Source organism: Dapis hubbardiae BLCC-M172, from assembly GCF_050016015.1.
Lineage (GTDB): Bacteria > Cyanobacteriota > Cyanobacteriia > Cyanobacteriales > Microcoleaceae > Trichodesmium.
Genome location: NZ_JBNHEQ010000271.1, coordinates 1 through 21,368 on the forward strand (window position 1 = coordinate 1; position 21,368 = coordinate 21,368).

The 21,368-nt window shown below is 33.6% G+C and carries 18 protein-coding genes and 1 pseudogene; 10 read left to right on the top strand and 9 right to left on the bottom strand.

All coding sequences use genetic code 11. The annotated features are described in order from the left end of the window. Window positions 1-382 precede the first annotated feature (382 nt). On the bottom strand, window positions 383-985 hold the full coding sequence (locus ACP6PK_RS25190; protein WP_426563686.1) for a hypothetical protein: 603 nt from the start codon (window positions 983-985) through the stop codon (window positions 383-385). A gap of 488 nt (window positions 986-1,473) precedes the next feature. On the opposite strand from ACP6PK_RS25190, the gene sodN reads away from it, so the two are divergent. The 5 genes from sodN to ACP6PK_RS25215 all read left to right on the top strand — a co-directional run bounded on the left by sodN (window position 1,474) and on the right by ACP6PK_RS25215 (window position 6,842). Further along, window positions 1,474-1,932: a superoxide dismutase, Ni gene (sodN, locus tag ACP6PK_RS25195; protein ID WP_426563688.1), complete on the top strand. Its 459-nt coding sequence runs from the start codon at window positions 1,474-1,476 to the stop codon at window positions 1,930-1,932. Between the two features lie 158 nt (window positions 1,933-2,090). Further along, on the top strand, window positions 2,091-2,435 hold the full coding sequence (gene sodX, locus ACP6PK_RS25200; protein WP_426563690.1) for a nickel-type superoxide dismutase maturation protease: 345 nt from the start codon (window positions 2,091-2,093) through the stop codon (window positions 2,433-2,435). Between the two features lie 1,357 nt (window positions 2,436-3,792). Continuing rightward, window positions 3,793-3,969, top strand: a complete 177-nt coding sequence (locus tag ACP6PK_RS25205; protein WP_210407238.1) for a hypothetical protein — start codon at window positions 3,793-3,795, stop codon at window positions 3,967-3,969. A 225-nt stretch (window positions 3,970-4,194) separates the two neighbouring features. Next, window positions 4,195-5,787 carry an Hsp70 family protein gene (locus ACP6PK_RS25210; RefSeq protein ID WP_426563692.1) on the top strand — a complete coding sequence of 531 codons (1,593 nt, stop codon included), beginning with the start codon at window positions 4,195-4,197 and terminating at the stop codon, window positions 5,785-5,787. A 515-nt stretch (window positions 5,788-6,302) separates the two neighbouring features. Then, entirely contained in the window at window positions 6,303-6,842 is a 540-nt protein-coding gene (locus ACP6PK_RS25215; RefSeq protein WP_426563694.1) for a MerR family transcriptional regulator, read from the top strand. A 501-nt stretch (window positions 6,843-7,343) separates the two neighbouring features. Here ACP6PK_RS25215 and phnE read toward each other — a convergent pair. Beyond that, on the bottom strand, window positions 7,344-8,186 hold the full coding sequence (gene phnE, locus ACP6PK_RS25220) for a phosphonate ABC transporter, permease protein PhnE (RefSeq protein ID WP_426563696.1): 843 nt from the start codon (window positions 8,184-8,186) through the stop codon (window positions 7,344-7,346). A gap of 168 nt (window positions 8,187-8,354) precedes the next feature. On the opposite strand from phnE, the gene ACP6PK_RS25225 reads away from it, so the two are divergent. Continuing rightward, window positions 8,355-8,438: a DUF4896 domain-containing protein gene (locus tag ACP6PK_RS25225; RefSeq protein ID WP_426563719.1), complete on the top strand. Its 84-nt coding sequence runs from the start codon at window positions 8,355-8,357 to the stop codon at window positions 8,436-8,438. 518 nt (window positions 8,439-8,956) lie between these two features. Here the strand turns inward: ACP6PK_RS25225 and ACP6PK_RS25230 are convergent. Both ACP6PK_RS25230 and ACP6PK_RS25235 read right to left on the bottom strand, forming a co-directional pair. Continuing rightward, window positions 8,957-9,694 carry a class I SAM-dependent methyltransferase gene (locus ACP6PK_RS25230; RefSeq protein ID WP_426563698.1) on the bottom strand — a complete coding sequence of 246 codons (738 nt, stop codon included), beginning with the start codon at window positions 9,692-9,694 and terminating at the stop codon, window positions 8,957-8,959. A gap of 7 nt (window positions 9,695-9,701) precedes the next feature. Beyond that, on the bottom strand, window positions 9,702-9,902 hold the full coding sequence (locus ACP6PK_RS25235) for a hypothetical protein (RefSeq protein ID WP_094670726.1): 201 nt from the start codon (window positions 9,900-9,902) through the stop codon (window positions 9,702-9,704). 1,560 nt (window positions 9,903-11,462) lie between these two features. On the opposite strand from ACP6PK_RS25235, the gene ACP6PK_RS25240 reads away from it, so the two are divergent. Next, a complete protein-coding gene (locus tag ACP6PK_RS25240; protein ID WP_426563700.1) occupies window positions 11,463-13,994 on the top strand; it encodes a sugar phosphate nucleotidyltransferase in 2,532 nt (843 codons plus the stop codon). A 504-nt stretch (window positions 13,995-14,498) separates the two neighbouring features. Continuing rightward, entirely contained in the window at window positions 14,499-15,005 is a 507-nt protein-coding gene (locus ACP6PK_RS25245) for a single-stranded DNA-binding protein (protein ID WP_426563702.1), read from the top strand. 440 nt (window positions 15,006-15,445) lie between these two features. On the opposite strand, the gene lipB is transcribed toward ACP6PK_RS25245, so the two are convergent. Beyond that, window positions 15,446-16,105, bottom strand: a complete 660-nt coding sequence (lipB, locus tag ACP6PK_RS25250; protein WP_094678155.1) for a lipoyl(octanoyl) transferase LipB — start codon at window positions 16,103-16,105, stop codon at window positions 15,446-15,448. Window positions 16,106-17,088: 983 nt separating this feature from the next. On the opposite strand from lipB, the gene hpf reads away from it, so the two are divergent. Next, the gene (hpf, locus tag ACP6PK_RS25255; RefSeq protein ID WP_094678153.1) at window positions 17,089-17,724 is read left to right on the top strand and encodes a ribosome hibernation-promoting factor, HPF/YfiA family; all 636 of its coding nucleotides are present in this window, start codon (window positions 17,089-17,091) and stop codon (window positions 17,722-17,724) included. A 367-nt stretch (window positions 17,725-18,091) separates the two neighbouring features. Here hpf and ACP6PK_RS25260 read toward each other — a convergent pair whose 3' ends face one another. After that, complete coding sequence (locus ACP6PK_RS25260) at window positions 18,092-18,550, bottom strand: peroxiredoxin (protein ID WP_094678151.1); 459 nt, start codon at window positions 18,548-18,550, stop codon at window positions 18,092-18,094. A gap of 904 nt (window positions 18,551-19,454) precedes the next feature. Here ACP6PK_RS25260 and ACP6PK_RS25265 point away from each other — a divergent pair. Beyond that, window positions 19,455-19,586, top strand: coding sequence for a hypothetical protein (locus ACP6PK_RS25265; RefSeq protein ID WP_256386697.1), 132 nt, complete (start codon window positions 19,455-19,457; stop codon window positions 19,584-19,586). Between the two features lie 37 nt (window positions 19,587-19,623). On the opposite strand, the pseudogene ACP6PK_RS25270 reads toward ACP6PK_RS25265, so the two are convergent. The 3 genes and pseudogenes from ACP6PK_RS25270 to ACP6PK_RS25280 form a co-directional block, all read right to left on the bottom strand. Further along, window positions 19,624-19,981, bottom strand: a pseudogene (locus ACP6PK_RS25270) (element excision factor XisH family protein). Window positions 19,982-20,217: 236 nt separating this feature from the next. Then, entirely contained in the window at window positions 20,218-20,493 is a 276-nt protein-coding gene (locus ACP6PK_RS25275; RefSeq protein WP_426563705.1) for a hypothetical protein, read from the bottom strand. Between the two features lie 84 nt (window positions 20,494-20,577). Further along, the gene (locus ACP6PK_RS25280) at window positions 20,578-20,958 is read right to left on the bottom strand and encodes a hypothetical protein (protein WP_426563706.1); all 381 of its coding nucleotides are present in this window, start codon (window positions 20,956-20,958) and stop codon (window positions 20,578-20,580) included. Window positions 20,959-21,368 lie beyond the last annotated feature (410 nt).

The following is a 21,368-nucleotide window of genomic DNA, read 5'->3' on the forward strand; positions in this document are numbered from 1 at the left end:
GATAATTGATAATGGATAATTGATAATTGATAATGGATAATTGATAATTGATAATGGATAATTGATAATTGATAATGGATAATTGATAATTGATAATGGATAATTGATAATTGATAATTAGCTCTGGTTAAAACCGTAAAGGAATATAAGGAAATATCCTAGGACTTTTTTTTTCCTTGAAAAGGGAGGCTTTTAACCAAGATATTTAATTAATAATTATTAATTATTGATTGGGTAAAAAATATCGAAATTAGCAGTAATGAAACTATTCAAAAAAGCTCTCAACTATCTATTGTCAAAAGAATTCCCCGCCTTTTAAGGCGAAACGTTTTTGGAGACTTGCTCAAATTCCCTTGACAAAAAAAACTTCTGAATTCTGACTTCATTGATTTTTTCCTTCTAAATATTGAGTTTCAATTTTAGTTTGACTCATCAATTTTTCTCTTGTTAAATATTGAGTTTCAACTGCTTGAGTTCCACTCATAAATTTATTATCAGATTCAAGTGGCAATAGGATACTTGATGCTTCTTTAACTTCCGAAATTAATGTTTGTCCACTACCATTAAATAAACGAATAACTGCATAGGAAATTAACACTGGAGAAGCTAAAATTAAAGCAGCTATCATTCCCACAGGTGCCACTAATTGATAGACAATTAAAGCAGTAGGTTGAAATTCTTCATATTGGGAAAAAACGCGAGATAACCACCACACTAATAATGCCATTACCCCAAATCCGAAAAGAGTAACAATTGAAGGTACAATAAAAGATAAAAATACAGCCATTGCTGCAATTAAAGCACCCCAACCTTTGGCAACAATTTTCTCTGATAAGTCAGAAACCATAATCGTTCCATGCACAAACCAAATAATAAATCCAAATACTAATGTAATTGCTGACCCTGCCAAAAAAATGTTAACGCCCTTAATAAAAATTTGCTTAACTTCATCATTAGTTAATATAGGTTGTTTCTGGTTTTCCATTTTTTTTATCCCCCTAGCCTTTAACTTTTACTATACCTGATAGTTTTGCCAGTAGATTAATGCCAACTATAGTAATCCTATTTTATTCGTGGCAAAAATCTTACTGCTTTTTAGGCAACAAGCAACAGGCAATAGGCAACAGGTAGGAGTTTCAACTTTTTAATAATTACCCGCAACCTATTTAGGATTGCTATAGACTGATTTTCAAGATTAAGAAATAGCACAATTGGGTTTAAAAGGTATATACGAAATAAATCGTGTTGTGAGGTTCTCATTAATGGTAATATTAAGATTGTCAGAAATAAATTCCCAGAGACTCCCGTTTTTCTAGTATTCCCTGAGATGAGAATATTGGCTGTACGGATTTCCTACAGTTTTATTCATACGGTTTAGATACGGATTACTGGAAAATATTTCCATTATAACGACCGTTTCATAGTAATATTGTCGTAAGTCTTTCCATATAGATAGGAATATCTTAGAAAATTATGCTCAACAAAATTGCTACTCAAATTAGAAAGTGGTTCCCAGCACCAGAGGTTAGCGCTCACTGTGATGGCCCTTGTGGTGTTTATGACCCTGCTTCTGCTAGGATTTATGCTGAAGCTGTATTGTCTATGACTAAGAAAATCCTAGACCTCGATCCAAAAGCTGGAGATCATAAGACTGCTAATACGCTTTCTCGTTACATTGCAATTAAGGAAGAGCAAGCTCAGAAGACTAAGGAAGATTTGCTTGTTCTTTGGACTGATTATTTTAAGCCTGTACATTTGGAAAAGTATCCAGACCTCCACGATACTTTCTGGAAGGCTGCTAAGTTATGCTCTGCTTGTAAGGTAGAAGTTAGCTTGGAACACGCTACTGAGTTATTAGAGGCTGTGGAGAAAATTCACAATATGTTCTGGGCTACTAAGGAACGTGATGTAGCTTGGGTTAAAGCTAGCTAATTTGTAAGCAAGCTTTTCCTACGGAATGCTGCGCAAACAGCCGTCAGCTATCAGCTATGGTTTTATCCGAAATCTGCTGTACTTTTAAGGGCAGAGTTTTGCTGCTGATAGCTGAATACTTACACTAATTTTTTTCGTTTGAGGTGGTAGGCAAAAAGTTGATACAAACAAGTGGTAATAAAGAGTTATTACTTTGGTTATTAAGATTGCGTCAACGGTTTTGTGTTACGGGGTTTTCTATGTTTCCTCTTCTTAAGCCTGGGGAGGAAGTTCTTGTGGATGCGAGAGCCTACCGCCACTGTTTACCAGAAATTGGCGATATGGTTGTGGCTGAACATCCTCATTGTCAAGATTTGAGAATAATTAAGTGGGTTGCCTTTGTTGATGAAAAAGGTGACTGTTTTTTGATGGGTGAAAATAGGGAAGAAAGTAGTGATAGTCGTTCTTTTGGTTTTGTGAGTTCGCAACAGATAATTGGTAGGGTTACTAGCAGATTTCCTTAAGGGGTCAACCTTTGGTGGTGGAGGGTATTTAAAAATCTGTATTTTTAAAATAATTACTTTTTTAGTTGAATAAATAATCATGTGTATAGGCAAGTAACTCCCACTAAAGTTTAGTATATCATTGTTTTTCCCCAGAAGCAAGGGGAATTTCTTTTTGGCGCAGACTTTTTCAGGAGCTTCACAAAATGATTTTCTACTGGTTTGATTGATATTGACTGGAGCGATGACTTATTATACTGAGAATTGGATTTTAATTTTCATTGGCGAATGCTTTTGGGTGCTTCATAGAATGATTTTTTAATGTTTGAATTGTGGCGATCGCTCTGTTTGAAGCAGGAAGTAATTATTCTATTTCACTATCTACCTTGTAAATTCTTTGATTGAATAAAAAATCATGTCTATAGGCGAGTAACTCCCACTAAAGTTTAGTATATCATTGTTTTTTCCCAGAAGCAAGGGGAATTTCTTTTTGGCGCAGACTTTTTCAGGAGCTTCACAAAATGATTTTCTACTGGTTTGATTGGTATTGAATGGAGCGATCGCTTAGTATACTGAGAATTGGAATGGGATTTTGATTTTTATTGGCGAATGCTTTTGGGTGCTTCATAGAATGATTTTTAATGCTTGAATTGTGGCGATCGCTCTGTTTGAACGATTCTGTTTGTCAAGTAATCTACTGGAGATACACAGCTAAAATCCTGCAATAGTAGGGGCGGGTTTAAAATTAATGAATAATGAATAATGGATAATTAATAATGAAAGATTTCCGTACTCCCGTACTATCTCTCGGTTTTAACAAGAGCTCATTATTAATTATTAAAATAAACCCGCTCTGTCCGACGGCAGGGCTGTTTCATTGGGGGCGGGTTTGTTTGACAATCGGTGAAAACTCGAATTTCTTAACTGTGAAACCCGCCCCTACGCAGACTAATTCCCTAATGCACACTTATTAGTTGTGTCAGATGTTAATACAGATTCTTGATTTTTTCGTGATTTTCAACGAGGCATCAGTTAATATTTATCAGCTATCAGATTTTCTGGAATACCATTTAGTAGGGAAATATGGTTTTTTGGCAAAATCTAATTTGAGTATATATGAGCGCACTTTTTCCATTATGCTTACAATATCATGTCAAGTTTTTCTTTGTCAAGCAAATCTACTATAATTCTGAAAATATAGAATGAATATTTAACTTAAACAGGACTTAGGCAAAGGTACTATATATATATGGAGTTCAAAAACTATAGCGATTTAGTTTTGAACGCTATATATATTGTCTAGTGTGTAATTCCTATTAAATAACTAAATTACTAACTATATGTATAGACTTCCGAACAAGTAATACTTTTATTTCTCGTGGGAATCAAACTACTCAATAACCAGAAACTATTAAGTTACAGATTATCAATTCTTTCTAGGCAAAATCCACCTTTAATTCCTAGGTTAGTCTATGTGGAAAATGGTGCTGAAAAAAAAGTAGTTATAAGTCAACAAGTTAGAGATAAAGGTTTCGATGTGAATACAGATTCTTGATTTTTTCGTGATTTTCAACGAGGCATCAGTTATGACTTATCAGACTTTCTGGAATGCTATTTTATTTAGTAGGGAAGTATGGTGTTTTTAGTAAAATCTAATTTGAGTATATATGAGCGCACTTTTTCCATTATGCTTATAATATCATGTCAAGTTTTTCTTTGTCAAGCAAATCTACTATAATTCTGAAAATGAAAATATAGAATATTTAACTTAAATAACTAAATGACCATAGCTATAGACTTCGGAACAAGTAATACCGTAATCTCCCGTTGGAATCAAACAACTCAACAGCCAGAAACTATTAAGTTACCAAACTTATCAATTATTTCTGGGCAAAATCCACCTTTAATTCCTAGTTTAGTCTATGTGGAAAATGCTGCTGAAAAAAAAGTTGTAATAGGGCAACAAGTTAGAGATAAAGGTTTCGATGTTAATACAGATTCTCGATTTTTTCGTAATTTTAAACGGGGTATTGGTGCAAATATTCAAGGATTTTTACCCGAACTTGACGGTCAAATTGTTTCTTTTGAACAGGTAGGGAAATTATTTTTAGAAGAAGTTATAGCGGGTATTCGGAATGTTCCTTTGCCAGTAGAATCTTTAATTTTTACTGTTCCAGTTGATAGTTTTGAAGCTTATCGTAATTGGTTGGGAGAAGTTTGTCAGTCTCTAGAAGTTGAACAGGTACAAATGATTGATGAACCTACTGCGGCAGCTTTAGGTTATGGAATGGCAGATGCAAAAATTTTATTGGTGGTTGATTTTGGTGGGGGAACTTTAGATTTATCTTTGGTAAGATTGGATAATTCGATGCAAAAACAACCTTTGGGTTTTATTCTGAAATGGGGTGAAAAATCTTTTGGTAAAAGTTCAAATCAAAAGCCTAAAACGGCGAGAGTTTTGGCAAAGGCAGGGCAGAATTTAGGGGGTTCAGATATTGATAATTGGTTGGTGGATTATTTTGTTAAAAATCAAGGTATTGAAAAGACTCCTTTAACTACTCGTCTGGCAGAAAAGTTAAAGATTCAATTGTCTTTGCAGCAGCAGGCAACGGAAGTTTTTTTTGATGATGAAAGTTTGGAAAGTTATGAGTTGGAATTAGGGCGAAATGACTTTGAGGAAATTTTGAGGGAAAATGGATTTTTTACCAGTCTTGATAATTCTATGAATCAGGTTTTACAACAGGCAAAAAGACAGGGAATAGAATTATCAGAAATTGATGCTGTTTTATTAGTAGGAGGAACTGTACAAATTCCGGCAGTTCAGAACTGGGTAAAAGAATATTTTGATGAGAAAAAAATTCGTTGCGAAAAACCTTTTGAAGCAATTTCTCAGGGAGCTTTACAATTAACTCAAGGAATAGAAATTAAAGACTTTTTGTATCACAGTTATGGTATTCGGTATTGGGATAGAAAGAAAAATGCTCATAGTTGGCATCCATTAATTAAATCTGGTCAACCATATCCAATGACTAATTCTGTTGAATTAGTTTTAGGTGCTTCAGTCAATAGTCAGCCAAGTATAGAATTAATTTTAGGAGAATTAGGTGCTGAATCTGGAGGTACAGAAGTTTACTTTGACGGCGATCGCCTAATCACTAGAAAAATATCTGGAGAACAAACTTCAGTACAACCTTTAAATGATAGAGATGGAGGTCGTAATATTGCTCAATTAAATCCTCCAGGTAATCCAGGAAGCGATCGAATTAAGGTTTTGTTTCGGGTAGATGAGTCTAGGTTTTTGAGAATAACAGTGGAAGATTTATTGACAAATGAAACTTTGTTAAATGAGCAAGCAGTTGTGCAGTTGAGTTAGTATATTTATTTCTGGAATAGTTATGTTTAATTGTTCTTTATTAAGTAGGTGGGTTTAATTATCCGTAAAATAGCGACGAAGATTCAAAATGGTGAAAACCTTTTCAAAAGTGCTTTCTGGCTTCATTTTCTGATTTTTCGTTTTAACGTTTATTTATGCCAACCTACTTATCTAGTTCTGCGGAAAATCTAGATAGAAAAAAAGGTGTTGCTGATGCGTGGGTATGATTTGTATTTGTTGGCGATAATGCTCTGTACCGCTACTGTAATAGCGCTCACTATTGAACAACAAAGACTTGAGATTATTCAGTTTTATTTTCATACCTTGATTCAGCAACGCCGATAATTCTAGACTACTTGCAGAATTAGAAAAACATTTTGTTGATAAATTTCCTCAATCAAATAATTCTACATCCAGTTTATTCTTTTCTCTTCCTTATCTCCTTACCTATATTTTATAATACCGATACTACCAGAGTTAATATTCTAAAATCTAAAAACCCAAACGTTATAGTTATGACTATAGAAAAAGCTACTACAACACAAGCAGCATTTCTACTCAATATTTCTACAGGTAGACTACGAATGCTACTGAATGAAGGTCGTGTTCGAGACGCTTATAAAGATGGAAGACGTTGGATGATTCCATTGAACAAACGAGGAATGCCGGAAATTATACCAGGTCGCCGTGGTCCTGAAGGTAGTTGGAATAAAAATAGGCGTACAGCTAATACTTTTGTTCATGTTCTACGAAAGACTATAGATTACAACCGAGATAATGGAACTTCTTATCCAGCAGTTGCTGTGAAGGTAGGAGATAAAAAAGATTATTGCCACGCTCTGAAAATAAAAGGACCTTGCCAAATAGTCTATCAACCTCATCAACCTAATAATAGTCAAGCTGGAGGTGCCCGTCTGTGGATTGAAGTAGAACCGGAAAATATAGTAGAGCGAGTATACTTCAGTGATGGAGATTATGGTCCGCCACCAGAAGTAGTTCAGCAACGAGCCAAAAATAAAAAGAAAAAATCAAAAATCAAAGGAAAAAGGAAATAGTAGAACCAGTGAAAATAGAGCGTTGTATCATGCCCGGATAATTAGGTCAGGATTAATGATTGAATCTAAAAGCTTTTGGCTGCTTTAAGGTAAAAATACTAAGGATTTTAAGGGTATAAGAGTAGAAAATTTAAGGGAAAACCCCTCCTCCTACATACTCTGTAAATTTTTCATTTCTCAGCAATGAAAATGAACTATATGATTCGATAGACTATTAAGGTTGACTAATGGACTTTTACCAATACTTTTAATTCTTTGAAATCTTTCAATTACTTTTTCCTCCCTTAAAACTAATAAAGTTGACATAGCAATCCTATTTTATTTGTGTATAAAAATCTTACCACTTTTAGGCAACAGGCAACAGGAGGGAGTTTCAGTTTTTTTATCTACTTTTTAATTTGTCACGACCTATTTAGGATTGCGATAGCTAATAGCTGACCGCTGAATGCTTACGAACGGAGTAATACTAAAGTTAGATCAAATCCGTTTCTTCAGTCATTTTCAAACTAACCAATTTCTCAACTTTGCCGATAATAAATCAATGATAGAAGTTGCCAAAATTAAGATTATTAAAATTGCACAGACTTTTTGATACAAAAAAGAACCAAAACTTTGATAAAGAGAAACACCAATTCCACCCGCACCAACTATTCCTAAAACAGAAGCGGAACGAACATTTGACTCAAAGCGATATAAAACAAAAGAAGTCCATAAAGGTATTACTTGAGGAATTACGCCAAATATAATCTCTTGAATCTTACCTGCACCAGTAGCACGAATTCCTTCAACCGGACCAGGTTCAATTGATTCAACTGCCTCAGAAAAAAGTTTTCCTAAAGTACCCGCCGTATGTACAAATAAAGCTAACACTCCAGCAAAGGGACCCAACCCAACAGCCACTACAAATATTAAAGCAAACACCATTTCATTAATTGCCCGCATGGCATCTAAAATCCGACGAATAGGTTGTACTATCCAAACTGGACTAATATTTTCTGATGCCAAAAGAGAAAAAGGAACAGCAGCGATCGCTGCCAAAACAGTTCCCCAAAGACCCATAGAAATAGTAATTATTGTATCTTCTAAATAAATTTTCCAATCGGAAAAATCTGGTGGAAAATAAGATTGAATATACTCAATCATATTACCGCTACTTTGGAATAAAGCTAGAAAGTTTATTTCACTTTGTCGGTAAGACAAAATTAGAATAATCAAAGTACCCAAGAGAAATATTATGCGAGTATTAGTAAGTCGTTTTTTTTCCCGGGATAACATTTCTATAACTGCTGGAGTAGCCAGAAAATTTTTATCAGTATTGTCAAGATTATTTGATATTTTTGCCATGATTCTTGATGCTGAATTATTTCCTATAATACTGATATCTAGGAAATAGGGAAAGAGTGGAATAATAGAGTTTTCGCTAAATAGAGGCAAAAAATCGCTCAAACCAATACAGGAAAATAATTACTGAATAATTAAGGTTTAAAGCCTCTCACTCGCTGTGGAGAAACAATGAATTTATTTTCCTTTTATTCAATCCTCTTCCTTTTAGGGAGAGGTAATTATCAATTATCAATTATTGAACAGCGTTTTTAGTTGCTAATAGCTATAATCGTTACAGAACAAGGTTTTTGGGGATTTTTTAAGTTATAAAGCGACAAGTCTAATTTTTACTTAAAAATGAAGGAGTTTGTGAAAGCAAAAATATAGCATTATTGCCATGAAATAATCTCTAAACACTTTCCCACGAAAAAATAAGGCATTTATTCCTAAATATAATAACTAAGGTTGAAAACTTCTCTTTTTAAGGAGAAATCAAGCAAAATTTGCTTTAATATAATAACTAAGGTTGAAAACTTCTCTGTTTAAGGAGAAATCAAGCAAAATTTTCTTTTCAGTCAATTTAGTCAATCCTAGTGATTTTTCAGAAGAGATAATTGTTAATCGTTGAAAAAAATCAGGAAGATTATCATCTTAACTAATTACAATTTTAGATTTTCTAAAAACCAGTTTTTTAGACCTTAAGTCTGTGGAAAAATTCGAGATTTCACTTGAGCTAAATTAGCAATTTTGAGAATTGATAATTTAGCAGATAAAACTTTGATATACCACAATCAAAATTTAACCTTATACATCTGAAATAATTCTCCTGGTTGTCGCTTGACTATTTTTCCCCCCCTAGCTTTAATCATTTTTTCCCAATTTTCTAAGGGTTCCAAAAATACTTCTGCGCCTAAATAAGTTTCTAAGATTGCCCAATTTTCCGCCATTGGTTGTTCTGGGTTAACCACATCAAAAACAAATTGACATTCTAATTTGAGAACCCGTTTTACTTCCTTAACTACCTCTTCCCAATACTCTAGAGGATAATAACAACTAAAACCTGTAGCGATCGCCAAGTCAAACTGATTTGCTTCATATTTCAACTGATGAGCTGGCCCTAGTTCTACTCCTTTAAATAATTTATAATTGAGTAGAGAACCTCTTTGATTCAGATTATCCCTGGCAATAGTGCTAATTTCTTGACCATAAAAAAAAGCCTCCCAATCTCGCCAAGGATAAATCAAAAAACTCACCCCACAACCAATATCCAAACACTTTTGATTTTTCTTAGGTTTAGCTATTTCCCAAAAAGGAGAAACTATTTTTGTTGTGAGATTACCAGAGGCATAATCGTGAAATATTGGCATTGCTTCGACTTCCGAGGGTAATTCAAAAGATTCTCCACGGTACTCTTGATCAAAGCGAGCTTGTACTGCCATGATTTGAGTATGCCAATTATCTAAATTTTGTTCAGCAAACCAGGAAGATTTTTCCTGATTTGAGGATAAGGGAGACTTTTTTTCAGACATTTTTCCTCTATCGTCTATAACCTTTAAGAGCTTTTGTAAAGTTCTTACGATAAGATTTGTTACCAATTAATAAAACAGGCCACAATATAGATAATAATAAACGATTCTGAAAGCTTCTAGAAAAATTTGTCCGTTCAAATCCATTCCAGAACTTCCAGATTCCACCCCCGTATACAACCAGCAATAATAAGCTAATTAAGGTACCCATGGCACAAAAACTCTTATAAGGTTACTTATTTTGGACACAGCTCAATCAAATTATTGAATTAATCTTAAATTGGGCTTCAGTTTGAATATTTATAGGATTATTATAACTCTATTATAAATAAGACACTTATGATTACTAAATTACAATTAGATAATATTCAAACAAGACCTCACACTCTTTTCTAACCAAATTAGGAGAGATAAAAAGGGGCGTTGCACAATCAGGAATGATGAAATCTGAAAGTAGATATTTTTGGATAATTCTTTCCTGGATATATATACAGTTTAAAATCTATTATCATTCTTTAATGTGCAACCCCTAAAAAGGAGTAGTGCATTCAGTTCGAGTCGAGTCGTCTTTCAATCAATAACTGATAGAAAGAAAAAGGAGTAGTTTCAATAATGGATAATGGATAATGGATAATGGATAATTGATAATGGATAATGGATAATGGATAATGGATAATGGATAATGGATAATGGATAATTGATAATGGATAATTGATAATTACCTCTCCTTAAAAGGGAGATGATTGAATAAAAGGAAAATAAATTCATTGTTTCTCCAGGGCGAGTGAGAGGCTTTAAACCTTAATTATTCGGTACAAATAACCTGAACAGTTTTTTTGATGGAACCTATATTTCACAATCTATTTCAGATAAATTTTGTACAACTTATTTTGACATGATGCTTAATAATAGATGTTGACTAACATCCCTGAAAAAAGAATTATCTATTTACTGAATACTTCAGTTGTTAAGTAAATAAGTAAGAGCAATGTTTTTAACCACTATAGGCATTAAACGAAGATATATTAATTCCTAATAAACCTACTCCCTCTGACCTACTAGAAATAAAATGTATTAAGCAAAAAACACTGCGGAACAATTAATAATTAATAATTACCCCTTCTGGAAACAGATAGGATTGGCGCTCAAGGAATTTTTTTTGATTTATCCCATATCGGGGGTGGCTTTAAACCTTAATTGTTGAATGAATAATTAATTATTGACTATTAATTATTAACTATTAACTATTAACTATTAATTATTAATTATTCGCTAAATATATCAATCCGCCCATAGGTTGCGGGTAATTAAAAAGTACATAAAAAAGTGGAAACTCCTACTTGTTGCCTGTTTGCTTCTGGAGCTGTTCCCTGAAAAGCAGTAATATTTTTGCCACGAATATGCGGAGGATTGCTATATTTATCAATTTGGTATAATTAATTTTATGTAGCTGCTGAGATTTTTAAAATTCTACCATTAACCATTAAGGGCGAATTTTGATAAATTTTGGTAAAATTTCCGCCAAAGTAAATTGCAAAAATATTGTTGGGAAAACTATTGGATAAAAAGCAAATAATTTTGCTTTAGAAATAATGTCTCAAGTCTTCCCTTGGCTTGGCAGTGAGCTGTCCGTGTACAGATAAAAAAAGAAAATTTTGGATTCTCTGGCTTTCAGCTAAAACTGGAGGTACTAATAATTAATAACTAATAACTGAAATTAGTCTGAATGAATTTATATAGGTATAGAAAAAATTTAACAAAGGAGTAAATTATGCGTGCGGTGTTAATGGCTGGAGGTTCAGGAACGCGACTCAGACCACTGACCTGCGATATTCCTAAACCAATGGTCCCAATTTTAAATCGTCCTATAGCTGAACATATTATTAATCTGTTAAAAAGACATCAAATTAGGGAGATTATTGCGACTTTACATTATCTGCCTGATGTTATGCGTGAATATTTTCAAGATGGCAGTAAATTTGGTGTTCAGATGACTTATGCTGTCGAAGAAGAACAACCTCTAGGAACTGCTGGTTGTGTGAAAAATATAGCACAACTTTTAGATGAAACCTTCTTAGTAATTAGTGGAGATACAATTACAGATTTTGATTTAAGTGCAGCTATAGAATTTCATAAAAAACATAGGTCAAAAGCTACGTTAGTATTAACACGAGTTAACAACCCAATTGAATTTGGAGTAGTAATTACAGATAAAGAACAAAGAATCAAAAGGTTTCTTGAAAAACCTTCTACAAGTGAAATATTTTCTGATACTGTCAATACAGGAACTTATATTTTAGAACCAGAAGTTTTAGATTATTTACCAAGTAATCAAGAATGTGATTTCTCTAAAGAATTATTTCCTGTATTGTTAGATAAAAATGAGCCAATGTATGGCTATGTTGCTGAGGGTTATTGGTGCGATGTTGGACATTTAGATGCTTATAGAGAAGCCCAATATGATGCACTTCAACACAAAGTAAAACTTGATTTAGCTTATCAAGAGCGATCGCCTAATCTCTGGATAGGAGAAAATACTTTTATTGACCCGACAGCTAAAATTGAGACACCAGTTTTAATTGGAGATAACTGTAGAATTGGTCCAAGAGTTCAGATTGAAGCAGGTAGTGTTATTGGAGATAATGTAACAATTGCTCCCGATGCTGATGTGAAGCGCCCTATTGTTTGGAATGGCGCACTGGTGGGAGAGGATACAAATTTACGAGCTTGTGTAATTTGTCGAGGGACTAGGATAGATCGTCGTGCTCAAGTATTGGAAGGTGCTGTAGTTGGTTCTTTGTCTAGTGTGGGAGAAGAAGCTCAGATTAGTCCTAGTGTCAGAGTATGGCCTAGTAAAAAAGTTGAATCTGGGGCAACTCTGAATATTAACTTGATTTGGGGTACAACTGCCAAGAGAAATTTGTTTGGACAACGTGGGGTACAGGGATTAGCAAATATTGATATTACTCCAGAATTTGCGGTTAAGTTAGGAGCTGCTTATGGTTCTATCTTAAAATCAGGTTCTACAGTATCAGTTTCTCGCGACCAACGTAATATATCTCGGATGGTTTCTCGGTCTTTAATTGCTGGTTTAATGTCAGTAGGAATTAATGTAATAAATTTAGAATCTGCTGCTATTCCTATTGCCAGAACAATTTTACCTACTATGAATTTAGCGGGTGGGGTTCATGTGCGTCTTTCTCCTAGTCGTTCTGACCAAATATTAATTGAAATTTTTGATTCTCAAGGAATTAATATTTCTAAAGCGAAGGAAAAAAAGATAGAAGGAGCATATTTTAAAGAAGATTTACGCCGAGTACAAATATCAGAAATTGGGAATATGGTTTATCGCCATGAAGTATTAGATGCTTATAGTAAAGGGTTTGAAAATCTTCTCAATTCTGAGGCAATTCGTTATAGTAAATCTAAGGTGGTAATTGACTATTGTTATGGTGTTTCGGGAGCAGTATTACCACAATTATTAACTAAGTTTGGTTGTGATGCGGTAGTTCTAAATGCTAGTTTAAAGGAGACTTCCTTAGAGATAGAAGAAAGAGAAAGTTTACTAGATCAATTAGGTCGAGTGGTAGAAGCTTTGCAAGCTAATGTTGGAGTTCAAGTAACAGCAAATGGAGAACAACTAATATTAGTAGATGAAGCAGGTTCTGCTATTCGTGGTGAAATGTTAACTGCACTAATGGTAAATCTAATGTTAACAGCTCATCCACGGAGTACAGTGGTAGTGCCAATCAATTCTTCTGCAGCAGTAGAACAAATTGCTCGTCGCCATGATAGCCATGTGATTCGGACAAAAGCTAATCCTACAGCATTAATGGAAGCTTGCCAAATTAATCATAATGTGGTAATAGGAGGAAGTGGTGATATGGGATTTATTTTCCCGAAATTACATCCTGGCTTTGATGCTATGTTTTGCATCGCTAAAGTAATAGAAATGCTGACTATTCAAGAGCGATCGCTAGGACAAATAACTGCGGATATTCCTGCTGTTACTCATCGTTTTTATACAGTACGTTGTCCTTGGAAAGTAAAGGGAGCATTAATGCGGTATTTTGTAGAAACTAATCCACCAGAAAAATTAGAATTAACTGATGGGGTAAAGATTATTAATCATCAAGATGATAATTGGGTATTAATTTTACCTGATGCTGGAGAACCATTAGTGCATATTTATGCAGATAGTAGTGATAGAGATTGGGTTGATAAAACCTTAAGAGATTATCGCAATATAATCCATGATTTTGTCAACATATTTATGACAGGAAATCAGTTAGATGATTTGTAAGCATTCAGCAATTAGCTATTAATTCTCTTTAAGGCAGGAATTAGTGTTGATATATTTAAGGAGAATTCTTAAAGTATTGGAAAAAATTTTACCTTTATCTAGAGACTGTATATTCATTATTTATGAAACAGCTAAAAGCTGACGGCTAATAACTGAATAGTTATAGTGATTTATGATATTAAATAGCAATCTGATATTTTAGTTGTGAGATATTATCAATTTTTAGGAAACAGAAAATTATGAAGTAATCAATTTATCACGAATTATTTAGGATAGCTATAACTATATTTAGGTTATCTATAAAATCTCCTCATAATTAGGGAAAAGGGAACAGAAAAAAACAGTATAAATTTGAGGATTTTTATCTATTTTAGGATGAATTACAAATTATTTAATTTGAGATATCCTCTATCTGGGAATCAATCCAAATGAATATTCATTAGATCAAACTTTATCTTCCTTATTTCTTTGTTCAAAGCAAATTAGTCTTAGTCAAAAATCAAAATGAATAGCTGTATATTAATGGTACAAATTATTAAAGATCCAGAACTTCGCTACACAGCAGATGCTCAATTACCAGTAGCAGAAATGATGGTAGAATTTCCTAATATAGGAGTTGATAATAAACCTGCGGTACTAAAAGTAGTAGCGTGGCAAAATTTAGCTCAAGAAATTAACGAAAAATATCATGAAGGCGATTATATAATTGTTGAAGGTCGGTTGAATATGAATACTATTGACAGACCAGAAGGATTTAAAGAAAAACGAGCTGAATTAACAGCCTCCAGAATTTATCCTATTAGCCCTGAAGCTATGACTGAAGATGGGAATCAAACATACACAAAAAGACCCAATAATAGAACTATGACTCAACAGGAACCTCAAGAAAAAAACTATAATAATGTTGTAAATTTAGAGTCTCGTCGTAGTTCCGTTGTTAATCAAGAATCAACTCCAAATTTTCAAGAGGAAGAGTCACCACCCGACGATTCCGATCCTATACCTTTTTAATTTTAAAAGATAAGTATTCAGCTTTTAACAGTCAGCTAGTGCCACTACGCGGAAGTTAAAAGTCATGCATTTAAAAGTCAAAAGTATTGGTTAAGAAAGCTTTTAGGATTTTGTAACTGGTTAGTTATTTCCGCTATCCTGCACTAGCCTCCTGGGTCGTAACTGCGTTAACAGCAAATTATGAATAATTCTTTCTAAGCTTAAATAACTTTACTTGAGCAATAACTTTTAATTCTTTCTCAATTTCTCAATTGCTTTTACCTTCTCCTCTTATCAATATAGCAATCCTAAATAGGTCGTAACAAATCCAAAAGTAAATAAAAAAACTGAAACTTCCACCTGTTGTCTTCTGGAGCTGTTTCCTCAAAAAAAGTAATATTTTTGACAGGAATAAAATAGGATTGCTATGGTTGATAGCTAATAGCTGATATACTGAATGCTTACTTTTGAAGTGGTAAATAATTGAACTTAACTCCAAATACTTGAGCAAAAGCATTAACTAATTGGGGTAGCACTTCATCTATAGTAATGCTAGGTAAAAATTCAGCCAGACTACCTACAGGTTTATCAGAAATACCACAAGGTACAATTCTGTAGAAACCAGTCAAATCTGGACAAATATTGAGAGAGAAGCCGTGCATAGTTATCCAACGGCTAACTTTAATTCCAATTGCTCCTACTTTTCGACCCTCCAACCAAACACCTGTTAAACCTGGATATCGTTTACCCTTAAGACCATAGACATCTAAGACTTTTAGCAATACTTCTTCGAGTTGTCTTAGATACCAATGTAAGTCTTGCTGATAATGCTTTAAGTTGAGGATTGGATAACCTACCAGTTGACCTGGACAATGGTATGTCACTTCCCCCCCTCGCTCTACTCGGTGGACTTCGTATTCATTTTCACTAGGATCGAATTTGAGAAAATCTAATTTGGCTCCTTGTCCCAATGTATAAACTGGTGGATGTTCTAATAGTATGAGGACATCGGGTAATTCTGGACAATTACGACGTTGTTGGACAAGAGATCGTTGCCATTTTAAGGCCAATGAGTACGTTGTTAGTCCTGGACAAATTAACTGGCAAGTTTGAGAAGTCATTTATTAGATTAGGCAGTAGGGAATAGGGAATAGGGAATAGGGAAGTAAGGGAGTAGTAAGGAGCGTAATTATTACACTTCTCTGCTTTTGGCTTTTGCGTATAGATAGGGCTTGCTGATTAAATCTCAAAGCATTAATACTATTTCTCAAAAACTTTTCTACATTTGATTGAAGTAGGGGAGCGGGGGAGGTAGGGACGTTGCATAAGGGCGTCCGTACAAAAAAGAATAATTAATGCACTCATAGTGCTCAAACTAACAAAAAAGTAATTAAACTAAGGTAATTACTTAATAACTGAAGTGTTATCCAAGGTCTTGCGTTAATGCATGGGAATTGGTATATACAGATAAAGGTATTAGTCTTTTTAGGTCTTGAAAAAGTACCTAGTTTTCAGCTCTTTATCGTCAAAAATTAGCATTTTGGGCGCATAGTTGAGCAAACAAATTACTCCCCTGCTCTCCTACTCCTGAAAAAAGACTTTTTCAGCCAACCCTAGTGTCGCTACGCGGAAGTTAAAAGTCATGCATTTAAAAGTCAAAAGTATTGCTTAGTAAGGCTTTTAGGATTTTGTAACTGGTCAGTTATTTCAGCCATCCTGCACTAGATAACTAGACTATTTCTTGATTTTTCTTTTGAGAAAGCAACTGAAATAGATTCCTGGCTTCTCAAATATAACTACTATCTTTGTTGATAACAAATAAAGAAAATATAAAAACTAAAATATAACGATTCATATTGCTAATATCAAGTCTCATTAACTAGCCGTAATAAAAATCTTCTTCTCTCAAGTGCAAAAAGAGACATGATATAACCACATACTGCTAATTATCCAAAAAATCAAGACTAATTTTAGTGAAATTAAGGCAAAAAAAGTCAAGAAATGTCAAGGGATGCAAAGGATTTTAAAGAGAAGATGTTGGGGAGAATACAAAGTGCTATTCTATAAAGTAATAGTAAGCCCAAACACAATTCGGAGGGAGCTTATGAAGCTTGTTATCCAGGGTAAAAATATAGAAATAACCGATTCTATTCATGAGTATGTCAATCAAAAAATTGAAAAAGCAGTTAATCATTTTCAACAACTCACCACAGAAGTAGATGTACATCTGTCAGTAGCTAAAAATCCACGCATAAATCCTAAGCAAACAGCAGAAGTAACTATCTACGCAAATGGTACAGTCATTCGTGCCCAGGAAAGTAGCGAGAACTTGTATGCTAGTATTGACTTAGTAGCAGATAAAATTGCGCGTCAACTGAGGAAGTATAAAGAAAAGCGTCAATCTAAGGTAAGTAAAGAAAAGACTGCTGAGGCAATTCAATCACAACCAGTTGTAGAGAATTTAATTGGCGATCGCCAACCGGAGCTACCAAATGAGGTAGTACGGACTAAATATTTTGCTATGACTCCGATGACTGTAGAAGAAGCCCTGGAGCAACTACAACTTATTGACCATGATTTCTATATGTTTTGCAATTTAGCTACTGGTGAAATTAATGTTATTTACAAACGTTATCATCATGGTGGTTATGGTTTAATTCAACCACGACCTAATGGTAATGGTAATAATGGCAAAGTAAGTAATAGTGTTAGTGAGGTGGTAGGTGTTAAATCTACTTAGGTTTAAATTAGTCATACTTGAAGTTTTTGACAAATTCCTGAATGATTTATTCCTATAATTATATTTAGCTTTAGTCTTGACTTAATATTATCATGTCTTTACTAAAGCTAAGTGACTTCCAATTTAAAAATTATCCCAAAATACTTTGTGGGCAAGATGCTTATCTATAAGATATGGGATAATTTATTTGGCGTTGCTGAGTGGTAATGATTTTTAGATTAAGTATCAAGGAAAAACATAAGTTTTCCGATTTTACCTTCAGCTACTGACCATTACATTTCAGCAACGCCATTTATTTTTTTAGTTTTCTTGAACAAAAGTTGAAATAAGCGGTAAGCGCTCAAAAATCAGAAAAGCTTATGCCTAGTTAAACAGATATGGCTTTCAATGTTTTTAAAGCTTCTTTAACGTGAGCATCAAAGTCAAGCATAGAGTCAAAGATATGACGAATAATTCCTTCTTTATCTATGACATAAGTAACTCTACCTGGAAGTATCCAGAGTGTAGCAGGTACATCATATAATTCTCTAACTTTGTTGCTCTTATCAGATAAGAGAGTAAAGGGTAAATTATATTTAGCCGCAAATTGTTTGTGAGATTTTTTCGAGTCTCCACTAATACCAATCACTTCAGCATCAGCATCTGTAAATACCTGATATTTGTCTCTAAATGCACAAGCTTCCTTGGTACATCCAGGTGTGTCGTCCTTAGGATAAAAGTAAACAACAACATTTTTCTTACCCAGGAAGTCAGAGAGAGAAACTTTAGTTCCATCTTGGGATGATAAGGTAAATTCGGGTGCTTTGTCTCCTACTTTAATTGTCATAGTTAATATTGTGGGTTAAAGATTATTGGACATAGTGTTAACTTTTGTTATCTTAGCTTAACAAATCTCTATTTCTCTTATGACTTATTCAGTACCTCGTGTTCAAGTAGAAGACTTGAAATACAGAAGCACTAACTGTATTTTTTAAATTGATTTTAGTTTCTACAATATTGACTCTAAGATGAGAAATTATTACTCTTTTTAGTTGAATAAAAAGTCATAAGCATAGGCGAGTAACCACAATTAAATTTTATAGTATCAGAAAAATTGTCAGGAAGCAAGAGAAAATCTTTTGACGCGCGATTTTTTTAGGCAGGAGCTTCATAAAATGAAAAATGTTGGTGGGTTTCCACTGAAGGAAGGATAAATGGAAAAATTTGATGAGGGAAAATAATTATTTATGGAAGCTTCAGAAAATGAAAATATTTCTGGTATTGCTCCTGGGAAAATGCCTGAATATTTCATTGCCTGTTGGAGGTAAGCAAGTTTGATTGAATAAAAAGTCATGTGTATAGGCGAGTAAACACAATTAAATTTTATAGTATCAGAAAAATTGTCAGGAAGCAAGAGAAAATCTTTTGGCGCGCGATTTTTTTAGGTAGGAGCTTCATAAAATGAAAATGTTGGTGGTTTTTCACTGAGGAAGGATAAATGGAAAAATTTGATCAACAGAAAAAACAGAAGAAATGGATTGAGCGTTCGCGAAGCGGAACGGAGTTCTATTCCCTTTTGATATTTCATCCTTTTCAGCTTTTTTTCTAAATTTTGAAAATTTAGAAAAAAAGCTGAGTGCTGAAAGCTTATCTTGATCTGAGGAAGCAACGGAAGATTTTTCGACGCGCCGAATTTTTTAGAAGCTGCATAAAATGAAAATGTTGGTGGTTTTCCACTGAAGGAAGGATAAATGGAAAGATTTGATGAGGGAAAATCCATATTTACGGAAGCTTCAGAAAATGAAAATATTTTTGGTATTGCTCCTGGGAAAATTCCTGAATATTTCATTGCCTATTGGAGGTCAGGAAGTTTGATTGAATAAAAAGTCATGTGTATAGGCGAATAACACCATCTAAATTTTATAGTATCACAAAAATTGTCAGGAAGTAAAGGAAAATCTTTCGATGCGCAATTTTTTTCAGGAGCTTAAAGGTCTCGTAAGCTGCAAGAGGAATAGCGAGGTATAGTATTCGCTCTGGCTCTTCTGCATGAAGAGCAAAGCGATAATTCAGAAATTGCCGAAGGTTTGATAAAGGTTTTAATTTCAACCGCTATTCTTTTTCCATCTTTTTCTGCTGCTAAAAGTCTTTCTGCTGCCAAGTCAATATAAATTTCAACTTCAGCAAAATTAATGTAGAGAGGATCGTGGGTAATATTCCAACCCTCCTTTTGTAAAGCAGATTTTACTGCATCATGGAAGGTATCCTTTGCTGCCATAGTATTTTTTTATATATCAGGAGTTTTGGGTATTTGAAAATGCTTTGCTGTCGCTCACAATTACAAAATTACCGAATTATTAATTATTAATAATTAAATAATTCGCGCCTTGAAGCCTCCCCTTGGATAGGGGGAAAAAAGTGCTCTTGAATTTCCTCATCTTCAATTCCCGTAAGGTTTTAACCAGAGGTAATTATCAATTATCCATTAATGAAATAGTGTTGTGTAATTCCTAATTATGTTCTCCACCATACATACAAATTTTTAGTTGATTCATCTATTTTAAAAATTCTCTGCTTTTTATATGAATTAATTCTTTTAGCTATTGCTGGTAAATTTGTATGTCTACCATGAAGTATTTTAACTTCTCTATCAACATATCCTGCCATTACAAATCTACAATTGTACTCTGGTATCAAAGTTGCTACTCTAAGATTGCTATGATATAAAGCTTCTCTAAAAGATGGTTGATCGTGGAGATGTTTTCCTAGAGTAATTTCCTTGTTTATCATATCTCTATTGTAGATATTTAACCACTCTTGGAAAAAATATTTCACACTTTCAGAACGTTTAAAAAGAATTACACCAGTATTCATTTATGGGAAACTTTTTGGTACATTTTCTACTTGATAAGCTATTATATTTGGTGCATGAGCTACAGCTATATCAAAATTTTTCAGCATAGTAAATCTCTCGACAAAATTATGACATATATAAGTATCAGTGTCTAGAAATAAAGTTTCTTTATAAGGCGTTTGAGAAATATATCTGACTTGATTGATTTTACCTATGATTCCATATTCAGATTGAGGATTTTTGATTAAAATTACTTCATTGAAAAGTTCAGAATTAACTTCTTCACTTGAAAAAAGCGTTATAGGTAAATTAGGCATTTTATCTTTTAAACTAGCTGCTGATATAAGTGCCTCATTAATATACTTTTCTCCAGTTACAATATAAATAACACCTTTAGACATTAAACATCCTCATTATAGTGTTTTTTTTATTTGAAATTAGGGTAAGTATTTAGCTATTAGCTTTCAGCAAGAGAACAATAAAACTCTTCTTTTAAGAAAGTAATTTAGATAAATATAGACTTTAAAGACAATTATAGTAATATTTTTTTCTAGCTCAATTAATACAGCTTTAAACTTATACGCTGATACCTAATAGCTGACGGCTGAATGCTTAACTAGGGTTTGCTCAATAAGTCTTTTAGTAAGCAGGAGGAGTCACCGAATCAGGAGTCAGGATGAATCAGAAATTTAGAGAAGGTAGTAGTCATAATTATGCCCTGATTTTTCTGCAATAATTAGCCGTAAATCCTAGACTTTTTAGCTTTCAAGGCTTAAAAGCTTGTACTTTTGACCTACCTGAAAATGTTAAA